This window comes from Mucilaginibacter terrae (assembly GCF_031951985.1).
Lineage (GTDB): Bacteria > Bacteroidota > Bacteroidia > Sphingobacteriales > Sphingobacteriaceae > Mucilaginibacter > Mucilaginibacter terrae_A.
Genome location: NZ_JAVLVU010000001.1, coordinates 104,395 through 118,191, shown reverse-complemented (window position 1 = coordinate 118,191; position 13,797 = coordinate 104,395). Strand labels below are relative to the sequence as shown.

Below are 13,797 nucleotides of genomic sequence, written 5' to 3'. Positions count from 1 at the left end.
ATTTGTTTTAGCAAATCTAAATAATTTTTAGTTTTTCTAAAAACGACCCGAACTTATTTTTAATATGCATGCCGGTGCCTATGCAGACAATCCTATTTTTATAGGTTGGAAATGTCGTTAAAAGAGGGCGGGTTTGATATCGTAAGATACTACAGTACACTTCATCGGACAAATGCTGATCCCCCCCACCGCTCCCATGGTCGTTATCCTTCAGGCATCGAAAGCGATTGATCTTATAATTGTAAAATCCCGCTCCTGAAATTTTGATTTAATAGTAAAGTGCAGATCGATCTGACGGTCTCTTATACGGTTAACCTGTGTTAGTATCAGGGCGTGTAAGCTTTGGTAACTCGACTGGAAAGCTTCGTTCTCTGGCAAAGTAAGAACGAACTTATCGTTATGAAATTCCAAACTCCCGCGATATTCTTCCGGTAGTTCCTGCTTTAGAAATATAAGCACCTTTTTTAAATAGATCGAGGTTTCCATAGCAATAGAAAACATTATCGTTTCCTAAATATCAGTTAAGAAAAGGCTTTAAGTACTTTTCTTTCCAGGTGTAAAAATCTAATGGCTCTTCAGCAGGATCACGGCTTACATAGGCCAACAGTTCCGGTGTCATTTGATCCGGGTCTAATGACATGCTATCGATAAAATTCTTCTGGTAAGCCGGCGAATAAATGAGCTCGTCAGCGGCAAGGCACCATTGCTGGGCCATGTACTCGCCGATTGCGTTGCTCACCAACAAATGTTTGAAATAGGGCTCATACTCGATCTGGTCGTAGTCGCAGACACCGAAACAAACGATCACATCATCCTTCAAATGTCTGACCGGCGGGTGGTTCTGCCAGTCGATCCTGGCGAACACCAGTTGGAAGTGCTCCGGATAGGCGGGTATATCGAACCGTTCCGTAACCAGGATCTCTAGGTTACGCTTGCGGCAATAGACCATGTGGTGGCCGTCGCGGTCCTGTATTTCGAATTCTTCCTGCATGACAATGAATTTACCACAAAGTTATACTAATAATTTTAGTAAAAACAAATGTAATTTGTCTTTTCAAGCCGCATCGTCCACCAAACTCTTGAATCCTTCATAGTCATAAGGCTCCATGACCTCTGGCGTATTGGAGCTTTCATAACGTGAAGTAATCAGCTTTGAAATGGTGTGCGCCGTGAAGTGGGTGTCTTCCAAAGGCAGGATCATTTCCTTGATGTTTTCTTTTTTTAAATTGTTATCGACCCATCGTCCTTCGGCATCCCGTTGCAGAATGAACGGTTGGCGCAACTTACTGTTATGGATACGGGACATCAACGGTGTAGCTGGATTGGTCAATATGGAAAAGGTCTTAACGATCTCACCGGTTTCCGGGTCGGTCCAGTGGCTGAAGATCCCGCCAAATGAAAAAATCTCCTTTGACTTCAGGTATATGTAGTGCGGTATTTTGGTCTTCTTGTCCAGGTGATGCCATTCATAAATACCGTTCGCAGGCACCAGACAACGCTTTTTACCAATATAATTGCGGAATGACGGTTTTTCAAAAACGGTCTCACCGATGGCATTGAGCGTTTGATTACTGAATGCCCGGGCTTGCTGTAGGGCGGTCAGTTTGTTGCCTTTCGCATCTACTGCCCCCTCTTTTGGGGTAAACCAGTGCGGGATCAGTCCCCAGTCGTAAAGCTGGATCTTGTTCGGCTCATCCGCTGTGATGACCGGCATAGGCCTGTGCCCGAAACCGTCATTGTGATAAACGATATCATAGTCGTTCATCAGCGCAATGGTCTCTTCATCTTCAAGGGCATAACGCGTGCTGATCTCGAATTTGTCGGCGGTCAGGGAATAATGATAACACATGCACTAATGTACTGATCTGCAAGCCATAAAAACAAGTTGTAAAATAATTTGTCGTAAGAACTATGAAATACTAATAATATTAGCATAGTTTTGTAGAAACTTTACTTAACTCATTGCTCATGAACGCCGACCGCCAGATCATACACATGGATCAGGACGCATTTTTTGTGTCCGTCGAGGTACGAAAAGACCCCAGATTGGTCGGAAAACCAGTTATTATTGGCAGTCTTTCTGACCGCGGTGTCGTGACTTCGGCAAGTTATGAGGCTCGGAAATTCGGGGTGCATTCGGCTATGCCGGCCAAGCTGGCCCGCATGCTCTGCCCACACGGGATCTGGATCAGGGGCAACATGGATGAGTACTCTAAAGCCTCTCATGAGATCACCGCTATTCTCAAAGAAAGGGTGCCCCTGATCGAAAAGGCCAGCATTGATGAGCACTATATCGATATGACGGGGATGGATAAACACTTCGGTACGTTGCAATACAGCAAAGAGTTGCGCGCCGCAGTGATCCGGGAGACCGGCCTGCCGATCTCCTTTGGTTTGTCGGTCAATAAGACGGTCTCTAAAATGGCGACCAATGAGTGCAAGCCGAATGGGGAGTTATCGGTGGAACAGCCCGGTGTAAAACCGTTCCTGGATCCCTTATCGATCAAAAAGATCCCCGGCCTGGGTGAAAAAACGTTCCTGAAGCTAAGTGACATGGGTATCAAACGTATCCACCACCTGACGCAGGTCTCCCCGGAGTACATGACGAGCATCTTAGGCAAGAACGGCATCTGGCTGCTGCAAAAAGCAAAGGGCATCGACGAATCACCGGTCATCCCCTACCAGGAACAAAAAAGCATCGGTACCCAAAGCACTTTTAAGAACGACAGTATCGATTTGGAGTCGATCAATTACCTGCTCACTTCCATGGTGATGGAACTGGCATTCGAGTTACGGCAGAAGCATCGCCAATGTGCCTGCATAACGGTGACCGTGCGCTATTCGACCCGGGAAGATGTGACCAGGCAGGCCTCCATTCCTTACACTGCACTAGACAGTGTGCTGATCAAAAAGGCGAAAGAGTTGTTCAAACAGGTCTACCAAAAACGGATCTTGATCAGGCTCATCGGTGTGCGCTTGTCCAATTTAGTAACGGGCTACGAACAGATCGATCTGTACAGCGAATCGGAGGAGCAATATAGCCTGTGCCAGGCCATGGATAAGATCCGCCGCCGTTTTGGCCCCGATTCGATCAAACTGGCCTCGGGTATCAACTTGAACTTGTAAGCGATGTACCTGAACGTCCATTCCCAATACAGTCTGCGCTATGGCACGATGTCCGTCGAGACCCTGGTCGAGGAGGCCATGGCCAGGGGTATTACCCAGATGGCACTTACCGACATCAATAACTCCACAGGGATCATGGAGTTCATGCGGGTATGCGATGAAAAAGGCATGAGACCGATCGGCGGTATGGAATTCCGTCGGGACAAGCGTTTGCTCTATATCGCGCTGGCACAGAACCGCGAGGGCATGAAGGAGATCAATGATCACCTGACCGAACATAACCTGGAGCAAAAGCCACTACCGGACCTGGCACCAGTTTTTAACAATGTGTTCGTGATCTACCCTTTCGGACATGTAGGCGAACTGCGGGCGAACGAATTTTTAGGCGTTCGCTTCGATGAACTCAATTTATTGTACGGCGTTGACCTGGGGCCGATCCGGGAAAAACTGCTCGCCTTGCAGCCGGTTTTCGTATTGGATAAAATCTCTTACCGCCTGCATGAATACCTGCGTAGCATTGACCTGAACACGATCCTGACCAAGGTTAAAGCCGAGGATAAATGCTTGCCCACTGATATGTTCCTTGCTCCGGGTGAGCTGGAAGCTAAGTTCTCCCGCTATGCTTTCATTTTGGATAATACGCGCAGGTTAATGGACCGCTGCGTTATGGACTACCCTAAAGGGCGAATCAACCTCAACCTGCGTACGTTTTCCAGTTCAGGCAGTAAAAAGGATGACCGGGAACTTTTGGAAAAACTGGCCATGAAAGGGCTGATATACCGGTATGGCCGCAATAACAAGCAGGCATTGGCCAAGGTCAAACATGAACTCAAAGTGATCGAGGAGCTGGACTTCTGTGCTTACTTTCTGATCACCTATGATATCATCCGGTACTCGATGAGCCAGGGTTATTATCACGTTGGCAGAGGTTCGGGAGCGAACAGTATCGTAGCCTATTGCTTAAAGATCACCGATGTCGACCCGATCGAACTCGACCTGTACTTCGAACGTTTCCTGAACGCGCAGCGCACTTCGCCGCCGGATTTCGATATCGATTATTCCTGGGATGAGCGCGAGGATGTGCAGGACTATATTTTCAAGCGTTACGGTAAGGGTTACACGGCCCTGCTGGGTACGATGTCGACCTTCAAGGACCGCAGTGTGATCCGCGAGATCGGTAAGGTCATGGGTCTGCCAAAGAGCGAGATCGACGGTTTTACCGACCCGACGCGTGCTGAGGCCAATCGTGACAACCCGACCTTTAAAAAGATCGTGGCCATTTACGAGCGCATGGCCAATATGCCCAACCAGCGATCGATCCATGCAGGCGGTGTGCTCATTACCGAGGAACCGATCACCTATTACACTGCGCTCGACCTGCCGCCTAAAGGTATGCCTACGGTACAATGGGACATGTACGAAGCGGAAAAGATCGGCTTTGACAAATACGATATCCTGAGCCAGCGCGGTATCGGACACATCAAGATGGCCGTGCAGCTAGCCGAAGATAACCAGCGGGCCAAGATTGACATTCATGAGGTCAAAAAGTTCATGAAGGACCCGCTGATCAACAGCAATCTAAGCCAGGGCAAAACCTTGGGGTGTTTTTATATAGAATCCCCTGCCATGATCCAGCTCAACCGCAAGCTGGTCTGCAACACCTATCGCATCCTCGTCGCCGCAAGTTCGATCATTCGCCCTGGTGTGGCCAGTTCGGGGATGATGGGCACCTATATCAAGAACCATCACGCGCCGCATACCGTCAGATACCTGCACCCGGTCATGGAGGAACAGCTCAAGGAGACCTACGGGGTGATGGTGTACCAGGAGGACGTGATCAAGATCTGTATCCACTATGCAGGTATGGATGGCACGGATGCGGATATCCTGCGCAGGGGAATGAGCGGTAAGTACCGTTCCAAAAAAGAATTTGACCGGCTGGTCGAGCGCTTCTTCGAATGTGCCAAAGCGCTGGGACGGCCGGAGCATATCACGGCTGAAGTATGGCGGCAGGTCTCTTCTTTTGCAGGTTATAGTTTTTCCAAGGCGCACTCGGCCAGCTTTGCCGTGGAAAGTTACCAGAGCTTATTCTTAAAGACCTACTATCCAAGGGAATTCATGGTGGCGGTATTGAATAATTATGGCGGCTTTTACAGCCGGGCTATATACGTACATGAATTGCAGCGCGCAGGCGCCAATGTACATCTGCCCTGCGTGAACCATAGTGACAGCATTGTCAATATCGATGGGATTGATGTCTACCTTGGCTTCGTCGGTGTACATGGATTAGAGAACCAGTATATCGAACGTATACCGGAGGAACGGAAAATGAATGGCCCGTACGCCGATCTGGAGGACCTGATCAAAAGGACAGGCGTCGGTCTTGAGCAGGCCATTACGCTGATCCGTATCGGAGCGCTTCGGTTCACCGGTAAAAGTAAAAAACAGCTCTTGTGGGAAGTACATCTCCTGCTGGGAGTAAAAGCGAGACCAGTGAACCACACTGAGCTCTTCGCCGTCGAGAAAAAGGATTATTGCTTGCCTGTATTGGAAAATACGCAATTGGAAAATGCCTATCATGAACTGGAGCTGCTGGGTTTCCCAATATCCATGACCTACTTCGAGCTGCTGGAAACAGACTATCGCGGCGAGATCATGGCCGGTGACCTCAGTAATCATATTGGTCAGACCGTAGCAATGGTCGGCCGTTACGTTTGCGAGAAGACGGTGCATACCAAGAACAACCAGAAAATGTGGTTCGGTAATTTTATCGATGCGGAAGGAAACTTCTTTGATACAGTGCACTTTCCCAACCGCACGCTTTCCTACCCTTTCCGTGGACAAGGGTGTTACGTGATGCAGGGACGGGTCGTTGAAGAATTTGGGTTCGCCAGCCTGGAGGTGACCAAGATCGAAAAATTGCAGATTAAGGGAAACCCGGTAATGAATTAAGTATCAACATTAAAAAGATCGATCATGTATAAACTGATCACTATAGAAATGAAAGCCTGGCTGAATCGCCGGGACGGAAGCAAGAACATCATACAGATCCTGCCGGACAGACCCGACCTGGTCGCTCAACGGTATGAATTGTATACCGCTTATGAGGAACATACCGAACATTTAGGCCGTATCCTATTTGATGACGAGGGCTACTGGATTTATGACGGAAACGACCTGAGTGTCGATGAGCAGGAACAATTGGCGACCTTTATTTTAGGATTTGGGAGGTAGGGCACATGGAACAACTGGCATTATTTGCAGAGGCTGGACAAAGCAAAGGTCTGCCTGTAGAATATCTGGAATATTTTCCGGGCCTGATCGATGAGTCCGAGGGGGACGAACTGCTGGATACTTTTATCCGGGAGATGCCCTGGGAACAAAAGGTACGGAAAATGTACACCAAAGAGGTGGTCACACCTCGCCTAACGGCTTGGTTCGGTGATCCCGAAGCTTACGATTACCAGTCACTGGGCAAGTCGAAACCGCATAGCTGGACACCCGAATTGCTCAGGATCAAAGCTTTGGTTGAACCTCTGGCTGGGATCAAATTCAATTGTGTTCTACTGAATTATTATCGTGATGGCAATGATTCCGTCGCGTGGCATTCGGATAGGGAAGATATCCTCGGTAAGAACCCGGTGATCGCCTCGGTCTCTTTCGGGCAGGTGCGTAGTTTTGACATCCGTCACAAAGACGATCACAGCGAAAAATATTCAGTGAGACTGGAGCATGGCTCTTTACTGATGATGAAGTCCGGCTTGCAGGAACACTGGGAGCACCGTATCGCCAAGTCGGTAAAACCCATGAAGCCACGAATAAATTTAACGTTCAGGTTAATAAAATAAACGCAGCGTTGAACTTTAATTTATACTAAACACTAAGCGATATTTGTCCGTTAAACATGCCGGAACAGATAGCCAGCTATGGCCGAACGTTCCCTATTCAACTACCCTATGCGCAATATTCATCTGGAAAATGACAAACTAACGGTCCGCCCGATAGGGACAGCCGATATTAGCCGTCAAAAACAATTGATCGAAGAAATCTATAGTATGCCATCCGATGATGAAACGCTTCAGTATATCCCGGAAAAACGGTTACATTCCATTACCGAAGCGCAGAATTGGTTGGGCTCGACCCTTTTGAACATTCATTGCGGGAGAAATCAGACCCACCTGATCACCTCCAAAAAAAGCAGCAAACTGTTAGGGATCATCGACCTGATCCCGCCAAGCGTGGCCCGGGAACATTACTGCTTAAAACGATATCCTCACTTTATTGAATTTTATCTCAACAGCTCTGCCAAGGGCAAGGCCCTGATGTCCGCATTGCTCCCCAAGGTCATTAGCGGTCTGAAAAGTAATGGTGTAGCAGAGTTGGCTGCCGTGGTGAACCGAAAAAACATTGCGGCGAGCAAGGTCTTGCTAAAGGCTGGATTTAAATTGGTCAATAGTTTTGATGAAAAACAGGATATGTACGCTATTTCGGCATAAACCAGCATTATTGATACTCATGCTCTTAGAACTTTTAACTTGTATCGTTGTTGATAATCACATAAATCATTTACTAAACAACGAATTATGGCAACCAGAGGAACCAAAGTGGAAAGGAACTCCGTATCGGAACAACCACATGAATTAGCTTATGAAGCGAAGAAAAAAGGTACGACCGCAGAGAATGTTGAGTCAGCTAAAAAGTCAGCCGGCTCTAACCAACGCAGCGCTGTGGAAAAAAAGCTGAGCGCTAAGAAATAATAGCCGATACTTAAGTTATTGAAGAAAAATAAGCCCCGCAAGGGGCTTTGTTGTCTCATCATAAATGAAGATCGCGACCTACAACATCAACGGCATCAATGGCCGCCTGGAGATACTGCTGCGCTGGTTGAAAGAAGCGCAGCCGGATGTGGTATGCTTACAGGAGTTAAAGTCCGAGAACTCAAAGTTCCCCAAAACAGCGATCGAAGAAGCCGGTTACCAGGCCATCTGGCACGGGCAGAAAAGCTGGAATGGTGTAGCGATCCTCTCCAAAACGGAGATACAAGAACTACGAAATGACCTGCCCGGAGAAGATGAAGAATTTACCCACAGCCGGTATCTGGAGGCTTTTACCAATGGCTTGGTCATCGGGTGTATCTATCTGCCGAACGGCAACCCCTACCCTGGTCCCAAATTCGATTATAAGTTAAGATGGTTCGAGCGCCTCGCTGAACATGCCAAGGACCTGGTGGATCGTGACCTACCCGTCCTGCTGATCGGCGATTACAATGTGATGCCGACCGAACTGGATACCTATAAACCCGAGAAATATATCAATAATGCTTTATTCCGTCCTGAAACCCGGGAAGCCTACAAAGCTTTGATCGACCAGGGCTGGACGGATGCCATACGAAAACTTTACCCAAATGAGCGGATCTACACTTTCTGGGATTACCTCCGGGATGCTTACGGCCGGAACGCCGGATTAAGGCTTGATCACTTTCTGCTTAACCCCAAAGTAGCGCCGAAACTGGTCGCCGCAAAGGTAGACAAACATGTCCGGGGATGGAAAGGTGCCAGTGACCATGCGCCGGTATGGATCGAGTTAGCGGATGGTGAGATTATCCAACCTAAGCGAAAAAACAAGGATCACAAGAATCAGGAAAGTGAGGATACTGGAGATAAGGTGGCATCTTCCGATCCTAAAGGCTTGACCGAGCTGATGAAAGATTTGCCGGAATCCCCGATACCTGCAAAGGTCAAACCCATGAAGGCGACCTTGGTGGATGAACCATTCGATGAGCCGGGCTGGATCTACGAGATCAAGTGGGATGGTTACCGGGCAGTGGCTATCGTCAATAATGGAGAAGCAAGTCTTATTTCTCGAAACGACCTTGTTTTTGACCAGTTCGGCCCGATCAATGACCTGCTCGATGAATGGGACCTTAATGTCGTGCTCGACGGGGAGATCGTTGCACTGAACGACCATGGTACCGCCGACTTCGGCGCATTGCAAAACTGGCGCAATAACAAAACTGCTCACCTGGCTTTTTACGTGTTCGATATCCTATGGTACAATGGTAAGGACCTAACGGAGCTTCCCTTAAGGATAAGACGTGAGATCTTAGATGCCGTTCTCCCTAAAGAGCATGACCTGATCAAAACCAGTCCGACCTTCGAGGTAGGTGGGATAGAATTCTTTGAAGCGGCCAAACGAATGGGTCTTGAAGGAATTATTGCCAAACGGGCAGACAGCGTGTATACCGCAGATGCACGTTCACGGGAATGGTTAAAGATCAAAGCTAAGCGCAGACAGGAAGTGGTCATCGCAGGGTTTACCCGCAATGAAGGCACTGGCAAATACTTCAGCGCGCTGGCCATTGGCGTACATGATCAGGCGGGCGTACTGCGCTATATCGGAAAGGTCGGCACCGGTTTTAATGCAGCCAGCCAAAAAGAGCTAATGGAACAATTCGAGCCGTTGATCACTACTGAAAGCCCGTTCGATATCGAACCTGATGTGGATGAACCGTCCCGGTTCCGTCCCCGCAGGCTGGGTGCCAAAGCGACCTGGCTCAAACCGGAATTGGTCTGCGAAGTGGAATTTGCCGAGATCACCAGCGATGGTAAGGTCAGGCAGGCATCTTTTAAAGGGATGCGTACTGATAAAAACCCGAAAGATGTGGTGCTGGAAATCGAAGCTGATACCGAGGTTATGGTCAAGGAAACCGAATTGCAGGCGGATCTGGAAGATTTGGGACAGCCTGTCTTGAAAACGCCCGGCAGTAAACCGGTAAAGCCGGAAAGAGCTCATAAAACACCAGGCGTACTGCTTACCTCGAATGCTGACACGGAGGAGCAAAAGGTCGATGGCCACCTGATCAAATTCACCCACCTGAATAAGCTTTACTGGCCGGAGGATAAGATCACCAAACGGGAGATGTTCAACTATTACCATCAGGTCGCGCCGTTCATGGTCCCTTATCTCAAAGACAGGCCCATGTCATTGAACCGTTTTCCCGGCGGTATCCATGGTGAAAGCTTCTACCAGAAGAATGTGAAAGATAAAGCACCCGACTGGGCGAAGACCATGCCGCATACCAATGATAAAGGAGAAGAAAAAGACTATCTTTTAGGTAATGATGAGGCGACGCTGTTATGGATGGCTACTTTAGGTTGCATTGAAATGAACCCCTGGTTCAGCCGGGCACAGTCACCGGACAACCCGGATTATTGCGTTATCGATCTTGACCCGGATAAACAACATTTCGACCAGGTGATCGAAGCGGCTCTGGAGGTCAAAAAAGTATTGGATGCCATCGGGATACCGGGTTATCCAAAAACATCAGGATCAACCGGTATGCATATCTACATTCCCTTAGGGGCTCAATACTCGTATGAGCAAAGCCAGCTTTTCGCCAACATCATTGTTAAACTGGTGCATCAGCAGATACCTAAGTTCACCACGCTGGAACGGATGATCGCTAACCGTAAAGGCAAAATGTACCTCGACTTTTTGCAAAACAGGCCGGGTGCAACTATCGCAGGGGTGTATTCTTTAAGGCCAAAGCCCGGTGCTACAGTCTCTATGCCGGTTTCCTGGGACGAAGTTAAGCCTGGCTTGACCATGCGCGACTTCACGATCCATAATGCGGTCGGTCGCTTAAGGGAGACAGGTGACCTCTTTGCAGGTGTTCTCGGTAAAGGGATCGACCTGATGCAAACCTTGAAACAAGCACAAAACCTTTTCAGTTAAGTGGATGATGAATATTCTCAAATTTGCATTGCTCCAGGATCAGGACAGGGACATCATAATTCATTACGATACCGGTTTAAAAGTGTGTGTCTTCAACCTGGAGGCAGCGGATTTTCGTCCTTCAAAAAAGGAGCAACATATATTCGGCGATGATCATGGTGAGTGGCTTGCCTTCGAGACAAAAGGCTGGCATGGACAGTCTCCGGATATTCTACACCAGGCAGCATTATGGTATGCCCGGTATTTAGACTATCCGGAAATGATCATTTCGGATGTTGATCCCCGCCCTGTATTCAAAATGCGAATACTATAGCCTAAACTTCATATTTTCCTGCTTTGAAAGTGCGGCAGCCATCTTATCCTCATTCCTAACAAATTTCCTAATTTTATCGCCGATGGAATCCGAAAACCCCGTGATCATATCTTACTCTCCGGCAGCTGTACTCAACCTGTTCAATAACTCCATCTCTGTAAATCAGATCAAACGCATCGTTCAGCTCAAAGGGATTTATTTGCAGGGCAAGGGTAATCAGTACAGCGGTTATTTTTACGATTTTTTTCGCGACGAAGCATCGGATGCTGCTATTACCATACTTGTGCCGCCGTTGATCCGCAATGAGATGCGACCGAACAAAACGGTTACCGTCAATGGATTTGTAACCCGCCGGGTGATCAATTCTTCAGGCAGCATTCAGATACAACTAACCGTGACAGATCTGGTCGAGCAAACACAAAATAAATACAATGATGACGATCTCAGAAAAATTGAGTTGATGCAGCAGAAAGCGGTGAACGGTTATCGTGACGTTTACAGTTGGCTCAAAGAGAAGATCATTAATGAAGAACCCTTTAAGGTCGGTATCATTATTGGGAAAACCGGCATCATTGATAATGATATTAAACACCAGTTACGGGAATCCATCGGCTTTTACGATCTGAATTTTCACCGGATCAACTTGATTTCTGAAGAAGAGATCGTAACGACACTGGACCGGCTTAATAACGAAAATTACGGTGTGATCGCGGTGTCGCGTGGTGGTGGTGATAACCTGGACATTTTTAACCGGTTTAAAATCGCAGAAAAGGCAGTCACATTGCGATCCTTATTCATCACGGCTATTGGTCATAAGGATGATGTTACCTTATTGCAGAAAGTGGCGGATAAGTCCTTTATCACACCGTCTGAATTAGGCCAGTTCTTTAACGATGTATTTAATCATACGGTTGAAGAGTTGCACAACTCCAAGGCCAGGCTTATCGAATCTGTTAAATTACAGCTAAGCGCCAACTACGAAAAACAGATCGATAACCTGAACGAAAAATTAAAGGCCAACGAAGAACTTCGGTTAAGCACCGCTAAAAGCCTGGAACTGGTTTATCAGGAAAAATTGGTGATGCTTAACGGTCAGTTGGCCAGCGAACAAAAACTACAATCCGAACGGATCGGTCTCCTAAATGAACAGATCACCGATTATAAAACGCAGGTCACAGAACTTAGCGGTAGATCATCGGTGAACTGGACAATGCTCATCATTGCAGTTATTTTAGGTTTGATCATTGGCTACCTGTTAAAAGGTAATTGATCTTTTGGCTGTCCCTGCGGCCAGGCTTTCCACTATATCTTTTCTCCGAAAAGGATGCCGTTGCAATCCTTGACAGGTCCACATTATCCTTGCTGTTATCTCCGCTTAGGCATTTTCGCTTTGCTGCAAAAGCCTGCGCCTTTAGTATTCTATCCTAACATCCGTTAAGCGCATCCTTCAGGCCTTCACTTGTTTACCCGCTTCGCCGGGAAAAGCTGCGCTTGCCCTTCACTCTGCCCTTAACTGACTGCGAAAAGATGATCGCTTTACAAGCTATTTTCCAAAGAAAACGGACAAAAGCGGCGTCAAGTTCGGTCAGCCTGTTCGTACGAACGCATAATGTCCTTGCTCCGCTGCGGCCACCCTTCGGGACTTATAGTTCTCCCGCCCAGGCTCTGCGACCGCCTTTTTGACTTTCTTTTTTACCGTTTTTTCTTTTGAAAAATAGCTTTTAAGGGAAGTCTTCGGGAAAAGAGGGAAACGAAAAAAAAATTTTTTAACCCTTTAACTCATTTAAAAAATGAAAACAGCACAAAAAAATGCAAACGAGGTAGCAGCTACCGCAGCAAAAGGAAACGACACCACCAACAAAACAACAAACCGCCCAAGCTTAACAGGCAAAGAAGCGAAAGAAGATGAAAAAGCAGCAGATCAAAAACCCGCCCAAACGCCACCGGCAGAAAGTAACCCCGCAGCCGAAGTTAAGACCGGTAGCACCGCTACAGTGGATAACCAACCCGCTAACATTGCGCCCTTTACCACAGGACAGGGAATAGATGAAACCCAAAAACCTGAACCCGCCAAACCCGAAGAAGCGGTAAAAGAAGCAGTCAAATTTGAGCCTCAAAAGTTTGCGCTGAACTTAGAGCAAACGTTGAAATCAGTTACCGACCTGCACCGTTTGAGCGTTCAGCGTTTAGCCTTAATTGCACGTATCAAAACTTTAGAGGATTTTGAAGTGCAGTTACAGGAAGAGAACGATGAACTGGAAAGCAACCCATACCAGGGATGCAAACTGATCATCGAAGATGATAAACGCAGGCAGTTTGTCACCAACACCCCGAACCTGATCCGCATGGTTTCACAATTCATATTTGATGCCTGCCACGAAAAACTGGCTGACATTGAAGCCAACATCGTTTTTCCAAACGCCTAAACATTGAAATGCTCCCCGATGCTTCGGGGAGCATCTTTAATACTCCACTCCAAAATTTCAAATAACATGGTAGAACAATTCATTGAACTGACCGACCAAATTTTTTGGGAAGGTTACGCCGAACAACTGGCACAGGATAACCCCGAGCAATTCTTAGCGGAGTTGGGCGACTTTTTAAATACCTATCAATACTAAAGT

At 47.5% G+C, this 13,797-nt stretch carries 14 protein-coding genes; 11 read left to right on the top strand and 3 right to left on the bottom strand.

Translation table 11 applies throughout. The features are described from left to right. Positions 1–210: 210 nt before the first annotated feature. The 3 genes from QE417_RS00470 to QE417_RS00460 all read right to left on the bottom strand — a co-directional run bounded on the left by QE417_RS00470 (position 211) and on the right by QE417_RS00460 (position 1,849). Positions 211–486 carry a hypothetical protein gene (locus QE417_RS00470; RefSeq protein WP_311946809.1) on the bottom strand — a complete coding sequence of 92 codons (276 nt, stop codon included), beginning with the start codon at positions 484–486 and terminating at the stop codon, positions 211–213. Positions 487–517: 31 nt separating this feature from the next. Next, positions 518–991 (bottom strand): hypothetical protein, encoded by a 474-nt coding sequence (locus QE417_RS00465; protein WP_311946807.1) that lies wholly within the window; start codon positions 989–991, stop codon positions 518–520. A 63-nt stretch (positions 992–1,054) separates the two neighbouring features. Beyond that, a complete protein-coding gene (locus QE417_RS00460) occupies positions 1,055–1,849 on the bottom strand; it encodes an SOS response-associated peptidase (RefSeq protein ID WP_311946806.1) in 795 nt (264 codons plus the stop codon). A gap of 119 nt (positions 1,850–1,968) precedes the next feature. Between QE417_RS00460 and dinB the strand changes: the two genes are divergently transcribed. From dinB to QE417_RS00405, 11 genes are all read left to right on the top strand, one after another. Continuing rightward, positions 1,969–3,126 (top strand): DNA polymerase IV, encoded by a 1,158-nt coding sequence (dinB, locus tag QE417_RS00455; protein WP_311946804.1) that lies wholly within the window; start codon positions 1,969–1,971, stop codon positions 3,124–3,126. A gap of 3 nt (positions 3,127–3,129) precedes the next feature. Then, positions 3,130–6,078 carry a DNA polymerase III subunit alpha gene (locus tag QE417_RS00450; protein ID WP_311946803.1) on the top strand — a complete coding sequence of 983 codons (2,949 nt, stop codon included), beginning with the start codon at positions 3,130–3,132 and terminating at the stop codon, positions 6,076–6,078. Between the two features lie 24 nt (positions 6,079–6,102). Next, positions 6,103–6,360, top strand: a complete 258-nt coding sequence (locus tag QE417_RS00445; protein ID WP_311946800.1) for a hypothetical protein — start codon at positions 6,103–6,105, stop codon at positions 6,358–6,360. Positions 6,361–6,365: 5 nt separating this feature from the next. Beyond that, a complete protein-coding gene (locus tag QE417_RS00440; RefSeq protein ID WP_311946798.1) occupies positions 6,366–6,974 on the top strand; it encodes an alpha-ketoglutarate-dependent dioxygenase AlkB family protein in 609 nt (202 codons plus the stop codon). 78 nt (positions 6,975–7,052) lie between these two features. Further along, positions 7,053–7,622 (top strand): GNAT family N-acetyltransferase, encoded by a 570-nt coding sequence (locus tag QE417_RS00435; protein ID WP_311946796.1) that lies wholly within the window; start codon positions 7,053–7,055, stop codon positions 7,620–7,622. 87 nt (positions 7,623–7,709) lie between these two features. Then, positions 7,710–7,883 (top strand): hypothetical protein, encoded by a 174-nt coding sequence (locus QE417_RS00430; RefSeq protein ID WP_311946795.1) that lies wholly within the window; start codon positions 7,710–7,712, stop codon positions 7,881–7,883. A 64-nt stretch (positions 7,884–7,947) separates the two neighbouring features. After that, positions 7,948–10,860 carry a DNA ligase D gene (gene ligD / locus QE417_RS00425; RefSeq protein WP_311946793.1) on the top strand — a complete coding sequence of 971 codons (2,913 nt, stop codon included), beginning with the start codon at positions 7,948–7,950 and terminating at the stop codon, positions 10,858–10,860. A gap of 4 nt (positions 10,861–10,864) precedes the next feature. Then, positions 10,865–11,173: a hypothetical protein gene (locus tag QE417_RS00420; protein WP_311946792.1), complete on the top strand. Its 309-nt coding sequence runs from the start codon at positions 10,865–10,867 to the stop codon at positions 11,171–11,173. A gap of 82 nt (positions 11,174–11,255) precedes the next feature. Continuing rightward, a complete protein-coding gene (locus QE417_RS00415) occupies positions 11,256–12,443 on the top strand; it encodes an exodeoxyribonuclease VII large subunit (protein ID WP_311946790.1) in 1,188 nt (395 codons plus the stop codon). A 520-nt stretch (positions 12,444–12,963) separates the two neighbouring features. After that, positions 12,964–13,599 (top strand): hypothetical protein, encoded by a 636-nt coding sequence (locus QE417_RS00410; RefSeq protein ID WP_311946789.1) that lies wholly within the window; start codon positions 12,964–12,966, stop codon positions 13,597–13,599. Between the two features lie 66 nt (positions 13,600–13,665). Further along, entirely contained in the window at positions 13,666–13,794 is a 129-nt protein-coding gene (locus QE417_RS00405) for a hypothetical protein (protein ID WP_311946787.1), read from the top strand. The last annotated feature ends 3 nt before the right edge of the window (positions 13,795–13,797 follow it).

Coding starts and splice junctions, on each gene's coding strand:
- QE417_RS00470 (WP_311946809.1), bottom strand. CDS start 486: ATGGAAACCTCGATCTATTTAAAAAAGGTGCTTATATTTCTAAAGCAG.
- QE417_RS00465 (WP_311946807.1), bottom strand. CDS start 991: ATGCAGGAAGAATTCGAAATACAGGACCGCGACGGCCACCACATGGTC.
- QE417_RS00460 (WP_311946806.1), bottom strand. CDS start 1,849: ATGTGTTATCATTATTCCCTGACCGCCGACAAATTCGAGATCAGCACG.
- dinB (WP_311946804.1), top strand. CDS start 1,969: ATGAACGCCGACCGCCAGATCATACACATGGATCAGGACGCATTTTTT.
- QE417_RS00450 (WP_311946803.1), top strand. CDS start 3,130: ATGTACCTGAACGTCCATTCCCAATACAGTCTGCGCTATGGCACGATG.
- QE417_RS00445 (WP_311946800.1), top strand. CDS start 6,103: ATGTATAAACTGATCACTATAGAAATGAAAGCCTGGCTGAATCGCCGG.
- QE417_RS00440 (WP_311946798.1), top strand. CDS start 6,366: ATGGAACAACTGGCATTATTTGCAGAGGCTGGACAAAGCAAAGGTCTG.
- QE417_RS00435 (WP_311946796.1), top strand. CDS start 7,053: ATGGCCGAACGTTCCCTATTCAACTACCCTATGCGCAATATTCATCTG.
- QE417_RS00430 (WP_311946795.1), top strand. CDS start 7,710: ATGGCAACCAGAGGAACCAAAGTGGAAAGGAACTCCGTATCGGAACAA.
- ligD (WP_311946793.1), top strand. CDS start 7,948: ATGAAGATCGCGACCTACAACATCAACGGCATCAATGGCCGCCTGGAG.
- QE417_RS00420 (WP_311946792.1), top strand. CDS start 10,865: ATGATGAATATTCTCAAATTTGCATTGCTCCAGGATCAGGACAGGGAC.
- QE417_RS00415 (WP_311946790.1), top strand. CDS start 11,256: ATGGAATCCGAAAACCCCGTGATCATATCTTACTCTCCGGCAGCTGTA.
- QE417_RS00410 (WP_311946789.1), top strand. CDS start 12,964: ATGAAAACAGCACAAAAAAATGCAAACGAGGTAGCAGCTACCGCAGCA.
- QE417_RS00405 (WP_311946787.1), top strand. CDS start 13,666: ATGGTAGAACAATTCATTGAACTGACCGACCAAATTTTTTGGGAAGGT.